The organism is Bacillus aerolatus (assembly GCF_009183655.1).
Classification (GTDB): Bacteria; Bacillota; Bacilli; order Bacillales; family Domibacillaceae; genus Pseudobacillus; species Pseudobacillus aerolatus.
The window spans coordinates 25611-41718 of sequence record NZ_WEIO01000013.1; the positions used below are offsets into that span (position 1 = coordinate 25611).

General features: G+C 38.0%; 21 protein-coding genes, 2 pseudogenes and 1 riboswitch. Of the genes and pseudogenes, 8 read left to right on the plus strand and 15 right to left on the minus strand.

Annotated elements, in window-relative coordinates:
- The first annotated feature begins 64 nt into the window (after nucleotides 1-64).
- From F9802_RS17305 to F9802_RS17315, 3 genes and pseudogenes are all read left to right on the plus strand, one after another.
- Nucleotides 65-1063, plus strand: coding sequence for a zinc-binding alcohol dehydrogenase family protein (locus F9802_RS17305; protein ID WP_152154290.1), 999 nt, complete (start codon nucleotides 65-67; stop codon nucleotides 1061-1063).
- 322 nt (nucleotides 1064-1385) lie between these two features.
- A riboswitch (TPP riboswitch) is annotated at nucleotides 1386-1486 on the plus strand.
- A gap of 222 nt (nucleotides 1487-1708) precedes the next feature.
- Nucleotides 1709-1919: pseudogene (locus F9802_RS17310) on the plus strand (SDR family oxidoreductase); the annotation flags it as partial.
- Nucleotides 1920-2000: 81 nt separating this feature from the next.
- Nucleotides 2001-3308 (plus strand): LLM class flavin-dependent oxidoreductase, encoded by a 1308-nt coding sequence (locus tag F9802_RS17315; protein WP_152154216.1) that lies wholly within the window; start codon nucleotides 2001-2003, stop codon nucleotides 3306-3308.
- Nucleotides 3309-3537: 229 nt separating this feature from the next.
- On the opposite strand, the gene F9802_RS17320 is transcribed toward F9802_RS17315, so the two are convergent.
- Both F9802_RS17320 and F9802_RS17325 read right to left on the minus strand, forming a co-directional pair.
- Nucleotides 3538-3630, minus strand: coding sequence for a type I toxin-antitoxin system Fst family toxin (locus F9802_RS17320; protein ID WP_152154218.1), 93 nt, complete (start codon nucleotides 3628-3630; stop codon nucleotides 3538-3540).
- A gap of 458 nt (nucleotides 3631-4088) precedes the next feature.
- On the minus strand, nucleotides 4089-4592 hold the full coding sequence (locus tag F9802_RS17325; protein WP_152154220.1) for a recombinase family protein: 504 nt from the start codon (nucleotides 4590-4592) through the stop codon (nucleotides 4089-4091).
- Nucleotides 4593-4822: 230 nt separating this feature from the next.
- Here F9802_RS17325 and F9802_RS19810 point away from each other — a divergent pair, with 230 nt between their 5' ends.
- The gene (locus F9802_RS19810; protein WP_191992033.1) at nucleotides 4823-4999 is read left to right on the plus strand and encodes a hypothetical protein; all 177 of its coding nucleotides are present in this window, start codon (nucleotides 4823-4825) and stop codon (nucleotides 4997-4999) included.
- A 120-nt stretch (nucleotides 5000-5119) separates the two neighbouring features.
- Here the strand turns inward: F9802_RS19810 and F9802_RS17330 are convergent, their stop codons facing one another.
- From F9802_RS17330 to F9802_RS17390, 12 genes are all read right to left on the minus strand, one after another.
- On the minus strand, nucleotides 5120-5896 hold the full coding sequence (locus tag F9802_RS17330; protein ID WP_152154222.1) for a sulfite exporter TauE/SafE family protein: 777 nt from the start codon (nucleotides 5894-5896) through the stop codon (nucleotides 5120-5122).
- 50 nt (nucleotides 5897-5946) lie between these two features.
- Complete coding sequence (locus tag F9802_RS17335) at nucleotides 5947-6174, minus strand: sulfurtransferase TusA family protein (RefSeq protein ID WP_152154224.1); 228 nt, start codon at nucleotides 6172-6174, stop codon at nucleotides 5947-5949.
- A gap of 35 nt (nucleotides 6175-6209) precedes the next feature.
- Nucleotides 6210-7337, minus strand: a complete 1128-nt coding sequence (locus tag F9802_RS17340) for an MBL fold metallo-hydrolase (RefSeq protein ID WP_152154226.1) — start codon at nucleotides 7335-7337, stop codon at nucleotides 6210-6212.
- A gap of 41 nt (nucleotides 7338-7378) precedes the next feature.
- Nucleotides 7379-7774 carry a DsrE/DsrF/DrsH-like family protein gene (locus F9802_RS17345; RefSeq protein ID WP_152154228.1) on the minus strand — a complete coding sequence of 132 codons (396 nt, stop codon included), beginning with the start codon at nucleotides 7772-7774 and terminating at the stop codon, nucleotides 7379-7381.
- 12 nt (nucleotides 7775-7786) lie between these two features.
- Nucleotides 7787-8020: a glutaredoxin family protein gene (locus F9802_RS17350; RefSeq protein WP_152154230.1), complete on the minus strand. Its 234-nt coding sequence runs from the start codon at nucleotides 8018-8020 to the stop codon at nucleotides 7787-7789.
- 14 nt (nucleotides 8021-8034) lie between these two features.
- A complete protein-coding gene (locus F9802_RS17355; RefSeq protein WP_152154232.1) occupies nucleotides 8035-8610 on the minus strand; it encodes a sulfurtransferase TusA family protein in 576 nt (191 codons plus the stop codon).
- A 52-nt stretch (nucleotides 8611-8662) separates the two neighbouring features.
- On the minus strand, nucleotides 8663-8959 hold the full coding sequence (locus F9802_RS17360; protein WP_152154234.1) for a rhodanese-like domain-containing protein: 297 nt from the start codon (nucleotides 8957-8959) through the stop codon (nucleotides 8663-8665).
- 24 nt (nucleotides 8960-8983) lie between these two features.
- On the minus strand, nucleotides 8984-9343 hold the full coding sequence (locus F9802_RS17365) for a rhodanese-like domain-containing protein (RefSeq protein ID WP_152154236.1): 360 nt from the start codon (nucleotides 9341-9343) through the stop codon (nucleotides 8984-8986).
- Between the two features lie 50 nt (nucleotides 9344-9393).
- Nucleotides 9394-9873, minus strand: a complete 480-nt coding sequence (locus tag F9802_RS17370; RefSeq protein ID WP_152154238.1) for a DsrE/DsrF/DrsH-like family protein — start codon at nucleotides 9871-9873, stop codon at nucleotides 9394-9396.
- Nucleotides 9874-9931: 58 nt separating this feature from the next.
- Complete coding sequence (locus tag F9802_RS17375; protein ID WP_152154239.1) at nucleotides 9932-10159, minus strand: sulfurtransferase TusA family protein; 228 nt, start codon at nucleotides 10157-10159, stop codon at nucleotides 9932-9934.
- Between the two features lie 84 nt (nucleotides 10160-10243).
- Nucleotides 10244-10504 carry a metal-sensitive transcriptional regulator gene (locus tag F9802_RS17380; protein WP_152154241.1) on the minus strand — a complete coding sequence of 87 codons (261 nt, stop codon included), beginning with the start codon at nucleotides 10502-10504 and terminating at the stop codon, nucleotides 10244-10246.
- Nucleotides 10505-11181: 677 nt separating this feature from the next.
- Nucleotides 11182-11418 carry a hypothetical protein gene (locus F9802_RS17390; RefSeq protein ID WP_152154243.1) on the minus strand — a complete coding sequence of 79 codons (237 nt, stop codon included), beginning with the start codon at nucleotides 11416-11418 and terminating at the stop codon, nucleotides 11182-11184.
- 172 nt (nucleotides 11419-11590) lie between these two features.
- Between F9802_RS17390 and F9802_RS17395 the strand changes: the two genes are divergently transcribed.
- Both F9802_RS17395 and F9802_RS17400 read left to right on the plus strand, forming a co-directional pair.
- Nucleotides 11591-11989 (plus strand): MBL fold metallo-hydrolase, encoded by a 399-nt coding sequence (locus F9802_RS17395; RefSeq protein WP_263862324.1) that lies wholly within the window; start codon nucleotides 11591-11593, stop codon nucleotides 11987-11989.
- A 48-nt stretch (nucleotides 11990-12037) separates the two neighbouring features.
- Nucleotides 12038-12232, plus strand: a pseudogene (locus tag F9802_RS17400) (MFS transporter); the annotation flags it as partial.
- Nucleotides 12233-12255: 23 nt separating this feature from the next.
- Here F9802_RS17400 and F9802_RS17405 read toward each other — a convergent pair.
- A complete protein-coding gene (locus F9802_RS17405) occupies nucleotides 12256-14136 on the minus strand; it encodes a sigma 54-interacting transcriptional regulator (protein ID WP_225435388.1) in 1881 nt (626 codons plus the stop codon).
- A 168-nt stretch (nucleotides 14137-14304) separates the two neighbouring features.
- Between F9802_RS17405 and F9802_RS17410 the strand changes: the two genes are divergently transcribed.
- Nucleotides 14305-14505 (plus strand): hypothetical protein, encoded by a 201-nt coding sequence (locus F9802_RS17410; RefSeq protein WP_152154249.1) that lies wholly within the window; start codon nucleotides 14305-14307, stop codon nucleotides 14503-14505.
- A gap of 85 nt (nucleotides 14506-14590) precedes the next feature.
- A complete protein-coding gene (locus F9802_RS17415; protein WP_152154251.1) occupies nucleotides 14591-16015 on the plus strand; it encodes a purine-cytosine permease family protein in 1425 nt (474 codons plus the stop codon).
- Nucleotides 16016-16108: the final 93 nt, after the last annotated feature.

Below are 16108 nucleotides of genomic sequence, written 5' to 3' on the forward strand. Positions count from 1 at the left end.
GAAGCAGATTGCTTGTCTGCTTCTCCATTTGAAAGAATTTTATATTTTAATAGGAGGATGAATGATGAAAGCTGTTGGATTACATCATAAAGACTATTTTCAAGATTTAACTATAGAGAAGCCGGTACCTCAAGGCAGGGATTTGCTTGTAGAAATTAAGGCGGTTTCTGTGAATCCGGTGGACACGAAAGTCCGGGCTTCAACAGACCCCGCCGATGGACCAAAAGTTTTTGGATATGATGCGAGTGGTATTGTTGTTGAAACCGGCGAGGAATGTAAACTGTTTAAACCGGGTGATGAGGTTTACTATGCTGGAGATATAACACGTTCAGGAACGAATAGCCAGTATCACCTTATAGATGAACGTATTGTTGGCCATAAGCCCAAAAAGTTGAGTTTCGCGGAAGCAGCGGCTATGCCGTTGACGGGCCTAACTGCTTGGGAAGGACTTTTTGAGCGACTCATGATTGACATGGGGGATCAAGGAAATACGGAGCGTTCGATTTTAATTATCGGTGGTGCAGGCGGAGTCGGATCAATTGCCATTCAGCTTGCAAAATTAGCGGGCCTTAACGTCATCGCAACTGCCTCACGAGAAAAAACGGAGCGTTGGTGTCGAGATCTGGGGGCAGACATGATTCTAAATCACCGTCACCCATTAAAACCGCAACTCGAAGAGCAAGGATTGAATGACGTTGACTATATTTTTAATTTAAGCAGTACTGAAGAACATTGGGATAATATGGTGGAATGCATTACGCCTCAAGGTAAAATCTGTGCAATTGTAGAGATGAAGGGTTCACTCCCTCTTGACGATTTACAAGCAAAAAGTGCAACCTTTGTATGGGAATTTATGTTTACCAGATCAAGTTTCCAGACAAAAGATATGGTCAGACAACATCAACTGCTAAACCGAATGGCGGATATGTTAGACGGCGGTCAACTAAGAACCACGTTAACGGAAACTTACGAGCCGATTAATGCCCAGACTATCCAGCAAGCACATGAAAAACTTGAAAGCGGCACAATGATTGGTAAACTCGTGGTAGAAAATTTTAAGTGAAGTATGCTGCAAGATCTAAATGCCAACACTTTACACTTTTCCTTGGTGACAGCTTTGCTGTTACTACCGCGATGAATACATTGTTCAGCAATCGGGCGCGATTGTTGAACATCAGCCTAATTTCTCTTGCGTAAAAGAGAAATTAGGCTTTATATATTTATTTCAAGTGCAAAATAGCACTTAAAACTAGTGCAAAATATCTCCCAAAGTGACATAGTGAACAAGAAAAGGCATTCTTTATTTACAAAAAATTATTGACGGTCCCCTAGCCATATTTCCTTGACGTAAATTTCTGAAAACTATATATTGAATATAACTTAACTATATGCACTAGGGGTGTTATTTAACTGAGATGAGTATTACCTCAAACCCTTTGAACCTGAACTAGCTGAAACTAGCGTAGGAAAGTGTAAACTCTAATACATACTTAAAGAGCGATTATGCCCTATTCTTAATATGTAGTTATTTGTTTTTACGCAACTTTCCTATGGGAAGGTTGCGTATTTTTTATTTTATCTATCATTTTATTATTTAAGTTTCATCAAAATTAAAAATATAGGAGTTGTTATGATGACTAGAACAGTATTAGTAACAGGGAGTAGTAGAGGTTTAGGAGCAACTATTGTAAAGACATTGGCACAACAAGGATTTCAAAATGTAGTTTCAGGTGGATTATTAAAAACGACTAACGCCAGTGCTGCTACAACACCAGAAGTATTCGATTTAATTGCTCAATCAACGCCATTGAAGAAGGTGACCACACCTAGCTAATATGGTCGCTTATTTATCTTCGGAAAACGCGAACGGTATTACAGGTCAAAATTTCACAGTAGATGGCGGTTTGACAATGAACTAATAGCTTAAATTACAATAGATAATCCTTCAAAAACGGAGTATATAAGACAGTTAATAATGATGTATTTTGAGGTGTAAAAAAATGACAAAAACTAAAGAAAAACAACTACACTTAGGTGTTTTGCTGTATGGTTGTGGACACCATCAAGCTGCTTGGTTAATGCCTGACTCAAGCGTTGAACGTATTGGAGACATTTCCTATTACCAATCTTTAGCGCAGTTAGCGGAAAAAGGTTACCTTGACGCAGTATTCTTTGCTGATAATCAATCATTTCAAGCTAAAGATTCTAGTGATATGCCAGCATTTTGGTTTGATCCAGTAGTCAATTTAACAGCTATTTCTCAAGTGACAAATCATGTGGGATTAGTTTCAACAATTTCAAGTACTTTTTCTAATCCTTTCACAGCTTCACGACAACTATTAAGTTTAGACCATATTACAAAAGGACGTGTTGGTTGGAATCTCGTTACGTCAATGACTGATTTAGAGGCGTTAAATCATAGTATGGAAGAACTACCTTCTCATGACAAGCGCTATGGGAAGGCGGATGAATTCGCTGCTTTAATGAATAAGTTATTTCTTTCATGGGACAGTAATGAGTTTTTACATCATCGAGAAGAAAGAAAATTGATAAATCCTTCAAACATTCAGCCTTTTAATCACGATGGTATCTATTTTAAAGTGTATGGCCCATCCACCACACCAAAAAGCCCGCAGGGCAAACCAGTATCAATGCAAGCAGGGGCATCTAAACAAGGCATTGCATTAGCCGCAAAATATGCCGATGCAGTCTATTCAGTGTCGTGGAACTTAAAGCAAGCAAAAAATTTTCGTAAAAAATTAGATGAACAAGTTAAACAAAGCGAAGACAGCAATAGACATATTAAAGTATTTCCAGGCTTAGTAACCTATGTAGGTCATACTCATGAAGAAGCTTTAGCCAAAAAAGCAGCATTAGATGAGCAATTACCTATTGAAACAGCTTTAAAACAGTTGAGTTTCTTTATTCAACAAGACTGTTCTAATTGGGAAATTGATAAAGAAGTACCTCAATTATCCCCGGTAGAAGAATTTACTGGTCCAGTTGGACGTTACGAAACGATACTGGAAATTATTAATGATACACAACCTACAGTAAGAGAATTATTAGGATATCTTAATGCAGGCGGTGGACATCACACGCTGATAGGTACACCCGACGAAATTGTGGATCAGATGGAAGTCTGGTTTGAAGCTGGTGTGGCTGACGGATTTAATCTTATGCCTCCTACATTACCGGGTAGTTTAGAAGACTTTGTTGAACTAATTGTTCCTGAAATGCAAAAAAGAGGTATTTTCAGAAAGAAATATGAAGGTCATACCTTCCGTGAACATTTAGGATTAACGTAATAAATTATTATAAAATGACTGTACTAGTTGAAGAGGTAAGATGTTGGCATTAGTATAAAAACTTGGGAACCTTCTCGTAAGAGTAATTATAATTGGACTTACATTATTATTTTGTATTTTCACCACTTATGATGGTATAAGTTAATTAACAAAGAGGATTTCATAGATACACCAAACCCCTCACTATTTCCGTTAGTGAGGGGTTTTTTGGTGCAGCTATGTCGCCTTATTATTTGTTACGATTGTTTAGCCAGAACGTGAAAATCGCAACAACGCACCCAGATATCACAGGTGCAATTATGCTAACAAAGAGAATTGTCATAGGTAATATATAAAGGCACTTGAAGAAACAAAACATAGCAAAAATAAAAGTTTAATGTAAGTCCGAAATATAAAAAAACACACCTTGCTGGTACGCTTACCTTTCTGTGAAAATTCGCTGTATGCAGTTTGGATTTTCACAAAAGAATTTTCTTGAACGGATGTGAAGATAGACGGGAAGCGAAAGAACAAGAGTATCCTTCAAAGTACGTCAATAACGGCTGTGAATTCTATGGGCAGTTTTCTGACAGGAAGGACAGTTATTGTACGGATCGTCAGACTGGGCGTAAAGATGAATATCTATGGCGGAAGAGACACAATACAAGAAAGTCCAACCTCTATAGAGGATTTGTAAATCCATGATTAAAACCTCCCGAGAGAATGATTTATTAGCATAACTACCCTCGGGAGCGATCACCAAAATTGCGGGAGAACCATTTTAGCACCGGTTCTGACAGTTTATATAGTCTTATTCTTGATTCCTCTTTCATACTCCCTAACAAGTTTATAAAATGTCGTCTTTTTTAGCCCCACTTCCTGCATGGTCTTAACAGCTGTTAACTCCCCAGATTTCCATCGATGATACACTTCTTCGAACTCTTCTGTTATCTGTACCTTTGGCCGGCCAAAAGCTACACCATTTTTCAAAGCAACATCAATTCCTTCACGCTGCCGCTTTCGAATCCGCTCCCTTTCTTCTTCTGCCATCCAAGAAAGAATCTGTAAAACAAGATCAGCGATAAACGTTCCAAGGCTATCCTTATATTGAGTCGTATCGAGTAATGGCATATCCATCACCACGATGTCCGCCTCAATATTTTTCGTAAGATCGTTCCATTCATGAAGAATCTCTTCCTTGTTCCTTCCAAAACGATCAAGTGAATGAATGTAAAGGACATCCCCTTTGCGAATAATGCGTTTTAACAATTGATACTGAACGCGGTCAAAGTTTAATATACAGATTCAAAGTAAATGCTATTTAGTTAATTTCTTTCCTCTATCCATCATTTACTTTTATTAATACAAGTGATTAGCCCACCCCTAATTAGGTTCACCATCATCTTTTCCCCCACATAAATTAATATAAAAATACTTTCTTATAGAGAATTTATCTATTGAAAAATATTGATTATACAATTACAATCCCCGGTATGACTATATGATTTAAAGGTGTTGAGAAAGGGGAGTAAGGGATGAATTTTTTAAAACGCCTTTTTATTGATAAATGTCCTACTTGCAATAAAGTTTTAAATACAAACAAGTCTAGTTTTTTGAAGGCAAAGGTAATTAAAACCTGTCCAGAAAATCATTATCAAAAAGAATTTCATCCCGCTTTAGAAACGTATATTGAAAGTGATAAGGTTTCTTAAATTTTTAGTAAAAATAGAAGGCAGCTAGGAAATGCTACCTTCAATAACTTATCCGTTAAGCCGCCTACTAATATAAGCAGCTTGCTTTAAATGATGAGTCAACCGCTTATCATCTAAAGCTTATAAAATTTCAATCCATGTTTTCACTGCTGTAGCTAAAATTAATAAAGCTAAAATAACCTGTAACATTTTTGTGTTGACCTTTTTCCCAGCCGCGGCCCCTAATGGTGATGCGATCAGACTTGCCACGATCATGATAAACGCCGGGCCATATTCAACTTGCCCTGTTGAGATTTTCCCAATAGTTGAACCAATAGATGAAATAAATGTAATCGCTAGTGAAGAGGCAATGGTCATTCGGGTTGGGATTTTTAACACGACCAACATGATGGGCACCAGTAAGAAGGCACCCGCCGCGCCAACGATCCCCGCCCCAATCCCAACGATAAAGGATAGTAAAGCCGCAAGCCATTTATTAAATTTCACTTGATCCAGTGGAATGTCATCGATTCCTTTTTTCGGGATAAACATCATGATCGCCGCTATCAATGCCAGAATTCCGTAAACTAAATTAATTCCATTCTCTGGCATCAAATTTGAACCGTATCCGCCAATGAAACTCCCAATTAAAATACTTACCCCCATATATCCAATCAGTGTCTTGTTTAAGTACCCGCCTTTACGGTAAGCCCAGACACCTCCGATAGTTGCGAAGAATACCTGGACTGCACTGATTCCGGACACTTCATGGGCGCTGAATGCCGCCACGCCAAGCAAAGGCGGGATATATAACAGCATCGGGTATTTGATAATAGAGCCTCCAATGCCCACCATTCCTGAAATAAAAGATCCTATAAAACCAATTAAGAAAATAGTGATAATAAAGGCAAAGTCCATCCTGTTTCCTCCTTTAGAGAAAAGGGAACCAAGTATCGGTTCCCTTGATATTAGCCTTTTTTAATCCAGAATTTGAACACATCATTCTCTTCTTCGTGTTTGATCAATTCATGGCCGCCTGACTTCGCCCAGGCAGTTAAATCGTTCTTTGCCCCTTTGTCGGTGGCATGAACTTCTAACACTTGACCTGATTCCAATTCATTCATCGCTTTCTTTGTTTTCACAATCGGCATCGGGCACGCTAAGCCTTTTGCGTCTAATACTTTGTTTGCTTCCATTTTTGCAGCCTCCTAAATTTCCAAATTTATTTTAATTAGCGGACCGCACAGCGGTTTGGTCCAATTTCCATTTCTCGCTGCTTTTCTGTGTCCGGGTTGATTTTACCCATATTGGTTTCACGAATTTCTTGATAAGCATTTGGCTGCGGCGGAAGGTTTTCCGTCACAAGCTTTCTAAATTCGTTTTCATCCTCAATATTTAACCCGTGGTTTTTCTCAAATAATGTGCCCAATTTTTCAGCTACGCTTCCGTCATCGTTCAACTCGTCGATGATCATGAAGTGAGCCGGAAGAACGACTAGCTCTTCAGATAATTCTCTGTATCGTGTATAAAGGCTTTCCCTTAAGTCTCCTACCCAGTCTTCCGCCTTGCCTGCCAAGTCCGGTCTTCCGATTGAATCAATGAACAGGATATCACCTGAAAGCAGGAACTTCTCATCCACAACAAAGGATGTGGAGCCAATGGTATGCCCTGGAGAATATAAAGAATGAATATTAATCTTGGTTTCCCCAATTGTTACATCAATACCACCCTCAAGTGGCTCATAGTCAAACGTTACTTCTGTCGCATCCTTTGGAGGGAGCCAGTATGTCGCATTTGTTTGTTCAGCAATTGCCCGTCCCCCTGAGATGTGATCGGCATGCAGGTGTGTATCAAATACATGGGTAATCGTTGCTCCAATACCTTCAGCAAATTCAAGATAGAGGTCCGTCATCCTTGTCGCATCAATGATAGCCGCCTCTCCATTAGAGATCACCATATAGGATAAGCAGCCTTTTCCAATACGGACGAACTGATAAACCTCGCCGCCATCCTTTAAATCCCCAACTTTTACAGGCTCTAAATGTTCACTCCAGGCTTTCATTCCACCTTGCAGATAGGAAACATCAAGTCCCGCATCAGACAGCATTTCCGCAACCATCACGGATGAACCTTCTTTTGCGCAGACAACGAGAATTTCTTGATCTGCTGGGATTTTGTCCATGATTTCTTCTATCCCATCAAGAAGTTCAAAATACGGGATATTTAAATATCGAAAGTTCCTCCCTTCAATTTTCCAATCTTGGAAATCACTTTCATTACGGACATCTAATACAAACAGGTTTTCTTTATTGAAGACTTTCTTCGTTACTTCTTTTGAAGTCATTGCTTTAAAAGCCATTCCTTTTTACCTCCCTAGGTATATTGTAGATTAAAAAAATTTTAGAATGTTAATGTCACATCAGCATCTTTGGCGAACTCCAAGAAAGTCACCGCTCCGCCAACTTCAATCCCTTCAACAAATGAATCTTTTTCAAGACCCATAACATCCATTGTCATTTGGCAGCCAATAAATTTAACACCCATTTCTTGCGCCATTGCAACCAATTCTGGGATAGCTGGAACATTAGCATTAGCAAACCCTTCTGCGAAATGTTCTTTTCCTTCTGGCATTGGCAGTTGTTTGTATGCATCTTTATGAATTAAGTTTAACCCTTCAAAAGTAAAGAAAATGGCTACTTCTTGATCTGTTGCTGCCGCTGCATTCGCGATATTGAATACTTTATAGGCATCAAACATTCCACCATTGCTTGCGATAATTGCTACTTTTTTACTCATTTCAAATTCCTCCTAGTTTTTTAATGCTAACATAATATTATTTGGATCATATCCTACAACCCATTTACCCTTAACCTCTGTTTGAGGTACTCCCATTTGACCTGTTTTGTTTACGAGATGGTTCATTAGCTCTGGGTTAGTTTCAACATTTACCTCTTTAAAAGGAATATTTTGTGACTCTAAAAAGTTCTTTAGCATGACACAATATGGGCAGCGTGTTGTTGTATACACTGTTACTGTGTTCATCTTCATCATTCTCCTTATTTATTTAAAGTATTTGTTTTTCCTGTCCAAGCACTCATACCTGGAACAACATTAATCACATTCGAAAATCCGTTTTCTGCAAGCTTTTGGGCAGCCAAATCACTGCGGCTTCCTGTACGGCATACTACATAGGTTTCATCATCTTTGTTTAATTCACTTAGACGCTCTTCTATTTCTCCCAACGGAATCGAAACAGCATTAGGAATATGATTAAATGCATATTCGGCTGCCTCTCTTACATCAAGAACCACAATGTTTTCATTAGCATCTAGCTTCTTTTCAAGTTCATCATTACTAGTTACATTGGGATGTTTTCTTTCAATTGAACTATCATTTGATGATTTTCTAAGGTAATGCTTTAGTACATCTCCTTCTTCAATTGTTCCAAGATACTGGTGACCAGCACTATTTGCCCAAGCTTGAATATCTGCTTTCGATCCCTTATCTGTCGCTTGAACTTCTAAGACCTGACCGGCTTCTAACGTATTCATGGCCTTTTTTGTTTTGACAATTGGCATCGGACAAGCTAATCCTTTTGCGTCCAATGTTACGTTCACTTTAATGTTTTCCATATTGAAACCTCCTGTTTTATACAGCATGGGGTATTTGTGAAGCTAAAAAAATTTATTCAACTTTTCCTTCCCATGAAAGCATGCCGCCTGCCATATTAATGACTTTATACCCGTGACTTTCAAGTGTTTGAGACGCACGGCCGCTTCTTCCCCCTGAACGGCAAATCATGATATATTCTTTCGATTTATCCAGCTCATGCATGCGAAACTCAACTAATCCCAATGGGATGTTGATCGCTCCTGGAATTTTTCCGTCCGCTACCTCCTCTGTCTCACGAACATCGATGAGGTTCAGCTGCTCTCCTTTGTTAAGCAGTACTTCCACTTCTTTGGCAGTCATTTCCTTCATTATCTTCATCTCCTCTTATTCGGTTCAAACCCAGGCACTCATCCCGCCTTTTACATTTGTCACTTGCTTAAAGCCTTTTTTCTTCAGTAGTTTGCTGGCCTTACTGCTTCTCATGCCGCTTTGGCAAATCAGGACTACCTCTTTTTCTTTTGAGAGTTGGCCGGCCTTATTGGCCAGTTGATGCAGTGGGATATTTTTAAAGCCCCTGATGTTTTTTGTTCCAAACTCTCCAGGCGTCCTTACATCAATGTACTGCTTGTTTTTATCATTCAATTCTTTTCTCAACTCTGCAGTGGTTATTTGCCTGACTCCCCTTGCTGGTACAAGGCGCTGGACGAAAAAGAAAGCAACAAGTACAAGAAGAAGATAATTTAGATACTCCATCCTTTTCCCTCCCTGATTTTTATATAAGGGTAATCGCCCCTTAAAAATACTTAGATAAATAAATTGACATTTCCATCCTCAGCGTCAGCTAAATAGGCTGCAACGCCGGCGTATTCAATGTTATCCAGCAGCTCTTCTTTTTGAAGACCCAACAAATCCATTGTCATTGTGCATGCCACTAGCTTTATATCTTGTTCTTGTGCCATTTCAATTAGCTGAGGCAGAGGCATGACGTTATGTTTCTTCATCACACCTTTGATCATCTTGGGACCGAAACCCGCAAAGTTCATGCTGGAGAGCCCCATTTTATCTGATCCCCTCGGCATCATTTTGCCGAACATTTTTTCCATAAATCCTTTTTTCACTGGGATATGTTCATCTTTACGCAAAGCGTTCAGCCCCCAAAACGTGTGAAAAATGGTGACTTCATGATCGTAAGCCGCTGCCCCGTTCGCAATGATATACGCTGCCATGGCCTTATCATAATCCCCGCTAAACAGGATAATATTTGTTGTTTTCTTCTCTGTCATAGCTTCCTCCCTATTAAATCACCCATACACGTACGGGTATATTATTTTCTAAAAAAAATTATCCTTTTTTAATCCAGAACTTTAATACATCATTTTCTTCTTCAGATTTTAATAGTTCATGCCCGCCTGATTTCGCCCAAGCAGCAAGATCATTTTTAGCCCCTTTATCCGTTGCATGGATTTCTAATACTTGACCAGACTCAAGACCATCCATGGCTTTTTTCGTTTTTACAATCGGTATTGGACATGCTAAACCTTTTGCATCTAACATTTTATCTGCATTCATTTTTAAAAACCTCCAAATTATTTTTTCTAATTACCTATGAGGGTATATTAATAAAAATAAGAAAGAATGTCAACCCAAGATTTTTTATCTGCTTCTCACCAGTAAATCGACAGCTTGTTTGATTAACTCATCTGTTTTTTCTTCTTTTTTATCAGCTTCCTGAACACATTCAACTAAATTTGAACTTACAACTACACCTATTGTTCTATCCACTGCCGAACGGACGGCTGACAACTGTGTAATAACATCTTTACAATCTTTATTCTCTTCCATCATTTTCAAGATTCCTCTAAGCTGACCTTCCATTCGCTTTACTCTATTTTTCATTTGATCATTGTATTCCATAGGAATGCTCCTTTCCAGTATGCCGTCTTTTAAATTTATTTATTTTACAGCCACAGTCAGTTAAAGTATACCCCATTACCTTGAATCCTTTTCTCCTAAGGAAATGGATACCTATATTTTTTATTTTTTTCAAGATGGCTTGAAGCGATAATATGAATCTCCTGGCTGGTTATTTCGCGATAATTCCTTTTAAACTAGGCTAGTGGGATAGTAATGGATCCTTGAATTGGATCCTTATATGACTGATTATAATCCCTTACATCGACTAGTTTTGCCGACTCTTTGTCTATATCGAGTAAACTCACACATTTAACTCCCGGAACAGGAAAGTGCCTTATATAGATAAAAACAGAAATTACCGCAAGTAATGCAGCAATCAGAACTAGCATGTGTAAACCTCCTTAATAATGATTAAGGAATATCACTGAACAATATTTATATTATACCCCTAACGGTATAATGTCAACCCCTGTATTAAATTTAAACTGCAAACAATTAAAAGGCTGATCTTCTTTACCTAACTACTAGGCAAGGCTTGTTGAAGAATGGTCTATGATAAAGCAGAAAAAGGAATACTCTTGATAAGGATATACTGAGGCTCTTCTTGCCGCCCTTTTTAAAACTATATATTTAAAAGAAAGGGAGTATGATTCGTTAATAACCATACTCCCTTTCCATCATTTAAGCTTAATTGACGGATCTAAAAAGGATTTTATTAATAATGTAAACGCAAAACAATTCTCTCTAACCTTAAAAGGTAAGGCGAAAAAGCCATTTCCTGCCCCTAAATCGGCAATCGTATCATGTGGCTGGATGTCTAAAATCTCAGCCATTTGAGACGGTGAAATTAATTTCTCCCTTTTTGGATCAATCAATAGATCCGCTTTTTCCGGATTAAAACGATGTCCAGTCATTTTTCTGCCTCCCAATTTATAAAATGGAAGAAGGAGTTCATGAGTGGAAACAAGCTGAATATATTCATTAAATTTAAGGAGGATTTTAAAAATATTATTTCGTCAATATTTACACACAAATCCAGTAGCAGCATCATATTTCTTTGGCTGTGGAAGTCCATCACAAGGAGTAGTGGTAGACCCACTAGAAGACCAAGTTAATTTTTACGTAGAGGAAGCTGAAAAGTTAGGCATGAATATTGTTTATGCTATTGATACACATCTTCACGCTGACCACGTATCAGGAGCAAGAAAATTAGCTGAAAAAACAGGGGCAAAAGATTTGTATCAAAGCTTACAAAAGATTACTCAATTAGAAGACCATATTGAAGTTTATCCTGGAGCGTTCTCAGGTTCAGTATGCGGACGTGGTTTAAGTGGTAAACCTTCTTCAACTATCGGATTTGAAAAACGTCACAATGAAGCAATGAAATTCGATAATGAGAAGGAATTTGTTGAGTTTATGACATCGAACGTGCCACCACAGCCTGAAGGTTTTAAAGAGATGAGAAAAACGAATCAAGGAAAATAAAACAACGGAGAACCTCTATTTGGTTCTCCATTTTTGGAGGTGAATGGTTTGAACAAAATACAAATTGGAATTAAGGAGAACTTATTAAATTTCATACTTTTAGTTGTGACAAACTTCTTTGTCGGTTCAATGGTTGGTTTAGAAAGAACCATTCTCCCTATTATTGGTGAAGAAGACTTTGGTTTAGCATCAGCAAGTACGGCATTATCTTTTATTATTAGCTTTGGATTTTCAGAGGTTGTGGAAGACAATGATCGCTTTTTTTATTAGATATTAATCTTCAGCACCCTCCCCATCTTACTTAATTCAGACTCAATATACTCTTTGCTATAGTCATAGCCGATCAATGCAATGACTTTGCCTGTATCGTCTATCACTGGTGCAAGGCTTGTTTTCCATTCTCCGTAAATGTCTTTATATATCGGGGTTACTTCAACTCTTCCTTTAACTGCATTGGCAGCTACTTTAGCGAATTCTGGTGATCCTTCATATAATTCTCCGGGTTCCATGGCAAAATCTTTGTCTGCAGCTAGAGTCCTAAACTTTTTATCCTCAAGGATATCAAAGATAAAGGCCCACTTGATACCCCCTTCCTGTTTTCTGATCATCGTAAGCTGGTTTTGCATCTTTTGAAAGGTCGGATTTGAAAGCGTAGGTTCTCTTTTTAATTCACTAACCTCTTCTGGCTGTATGATTGCTGCTGTAGCTATAACTACAGAACGTAATCGGCTATTTAGCTGGCTTTCAAGTATGTTTCTTTTAGCGGAAGGTAATATATTCTGTTCCGATAGTTTCGTCAAAATCTTCTTATACTTCCTGCTCATCGTAGGCTGACTGACATTTAGCACCTTGGATGCTAGTTTAATAGATTTATATTTTTCCATAGCCATAGTAATTAATTGCTCTTCTACAAGATCGATGGCTTCCTGAAGGGGCATAAGATGATTAAACACGGGCGGAGATTTAATAACTTCTTGTTCAAATGGGACAATTTCTTGAACGACGGAAGCATCTACTATTGTATCCCTGCTTGTAACAACAATTCTCTCAATCGTATTTTCAAGCTGTCTAATGTTACCCGGCCATTCATAGATCGACATTAAATCGATGGCATCTTGGTTAATTTGAATGTTCCGATCATACATATTATTATACTTATGCAAAAAGAAATTAATTAAGTAAGGAAGTTCTTCAATCCTTTCCCTTAATGAAGGAATGTTTATAGGAATAACATTTAAACGATAATAAAGATCTTCCCTGAATTTCCCTTTATTAACTAAGCTTTTAATATCTTTATTCGTAGCTGCAATGATTTGGATATCAAGTTTGACAGTAGCCGAACTTCCCAAACGGGTAACTTCCCTTTCTTGCAGAACTCTAAGTAATTTCACCTGAAGATTGAGTGGCATCTCGCCGATTTCATCGAGAAAAATTATTCCCCCATTTGCAAGTTCAAATTTGCCAGGTGCACCATCCTTCTTTGCACCGCTAAAGGCCCCTTCCTCATATCCAAATAGTTCGCTTTCCAATAGATTTTCAGGAATGGCCCCACAGTTCACTGCAATAAATGGTTTACTTTTTCTAGTACCTAGATCATGAATTGCCCTCGCTATTACCTCCTTACCTACTCCAGATTCCCCCAATAAAAGAACAGATGACGGAACCTTTGCAGCCATTTCAACAGTACTCAAAACGTCCATCATCTTTTGACCCTTCACAATAAATAACCTAGAAATGTCTTTTGTAAGCGCTTTAGAAAAATCAATTTCATCTTCCATGGTGTTTTCCATCAAAATGTTATCGCTTCTTGAAAGAACCTTGAGCCCCCATGTGTAATATTCTTTATCGTCCAGCTTATGATTTGGGTAATAAGTGATAAGGATTCTTTGGTTATTCCAGGCCGTTTGAATAACAGATCTTTTATCTCCGTTCAGTAAATCCTCTAGAGATGATCCATCATAAAAGACTTTTTTTTCAATCTCAAATAAATTCATGCCGATCAAATCGGGTGTATCTCTCCACAGTTTTTCTAAATTTCCGAAATTTCCAATTACCCCCCCATGAGTATCTGTAATAATTAGTTCATCATATATACTCAAAAGAGTTGACTGTAACACACCAGTAAGGACGTTATGCGTTTTAATCAAAGCCTTTCCCCCTCTTCCCCAGATGTATTTCAATTTTAAATGAAAATTTCATAAATGGAAATCGATTCTTTCTAAAACCTAGGTTTGTAAGGGTTTTCAACATGGCACGCCAATTGCATTATTAAAGTGAGTCTAAATATTTAAGTATTTAAAATGTGGGGGGATATTTTGAAAAGAGAAAGCATGATTGAAAAAAATAGGATGTCTACAGATGCATTTGTCAGGAACTTGTATACCGATCTTCATGACAGGATTCAAAATTATGAGAAGGAAGAATCTGATGCTGAAAAAATAGGGATAGTTGATGCCGTTCCTGAACTAGCTATAATAGGAGTCATTTCCGTATTTTTGTTATTTGTTATTTTTTAAATGAAATTTTATTCAAACGCTTTCAATGCTTTATAGCCAGGTTAGGTACCTGCAACCTGCTAAATAAAAACATGTGGAGGTTAAAATGAGTAAAGAGAATTCCGCTATTTCAAAAGATGTGGCTTTTGGATTCCTGCCTGCACAAAAAAGTGATCGTGTGTTTGGTTTTTGGGATTTAGTTCTCATTCAAGTGGGAATCGGTATTTCTTGTATCTGCATACTTGTAGGTGGCTATACCGGGATGCTGCTTAGTGCAAAAGAAGCTATTGCGTCGATTTTATTTGGGAATGCCTTGCCTTTCCTATTAATTGCACCTATCATCCTTCTTTTTGCCAGGTACGGGGTGGATACATTTATTGGTTTTCGCAGCGCGTTAGGCTACTTAGGCTCAAATATATTTTATTTTATCTTTATGTTCCTTACGATCGGTTACATGTCAATTGCCTTCTTTATGGCAGGACAGGCATTGGTTAAGATTGCTTCTGTAGCTGGTCTCCCAGAATTTTTTACAACTAGAACAACTGGAGCACCTTTCTTTGCAATTATCATCTTTGCGATTGTATTTTTGATCACTTTTCAGGGGCCGCTGGTGATGCGTAAGTTTAACTTAATAGGCGTTCCAGCCATTTTACTAATGACTTTAGGAATTATAGCTCTTTTAATGTTTGGACAAGGATTGGATAAAATATTCTCTTTATCCCCAGCTGAACCCTATGCTGATAATACACGTTCACTTATTACAGCTTTAGAAATAAACATTGGTCTTGGATTTTCTTGGCTTCCTTATCTAGGCCAATACAGCCGACTTGCCAAAAGTGAAAAATCTGCATTTAAAGCTGGCTTTTTCAGCTATGGCATTATTGTCAATGTCGCTGTAATATTAGGAGCCCTTGCAGCCTTGGTGGTTGCATCATTAGATCCAACCGATTGGATGTTCGCGATTGGAGGCTCGTGGGTCGGGATCATTGGTCTTTTATTACTCACACTCGGAAATATCACTGCAGGAACTTTTCTCATGTATTCACAAGCCATTAGTTTTAAAACAGTTTTTCCAAAGAAGTCCTGGACCATTGCCATGGCAACAGCTATACCAACTGTCTTGTTATTGTTAAGTGCATCTTTTTACGATGCTTTCGGCTCTTTTATTACAGTGATTTCATATATCATGGCGGTATTTGGAGGGATTGTGATTTCTGACTTCTTCTTTGTGAAAAAGCAGAAAGTTTCCATTCGAGACCTTTATGATACAAACGGAAGTTATTATTACTGGCGGGGAGTGAATCCTTCTGCAATTGTAAGCTTTATAGTTGGTACAATTGCGTACTGGAGCTTGTACAATCCTGTATTGGATACGTCTAGCAGCTTGTTCTATTATATTTCCGCAGGTATCCCGGCATACTTTGCAGCAGGGATATGCTACTATATTTCAGCCAAACACGTCTTTTCTTATAGTGCAGATCGAGGCATTAGTAAAAGTGCTTTACCACCTAAAAGCAATGATGCTGTTTAATCCCAAAATTTTATTTTTGAAATAAAATTTACTAATTGAAATTAAATATGCAAATAAAATCCAAATCAACTATTAAAAGATACGGGAAGTTAA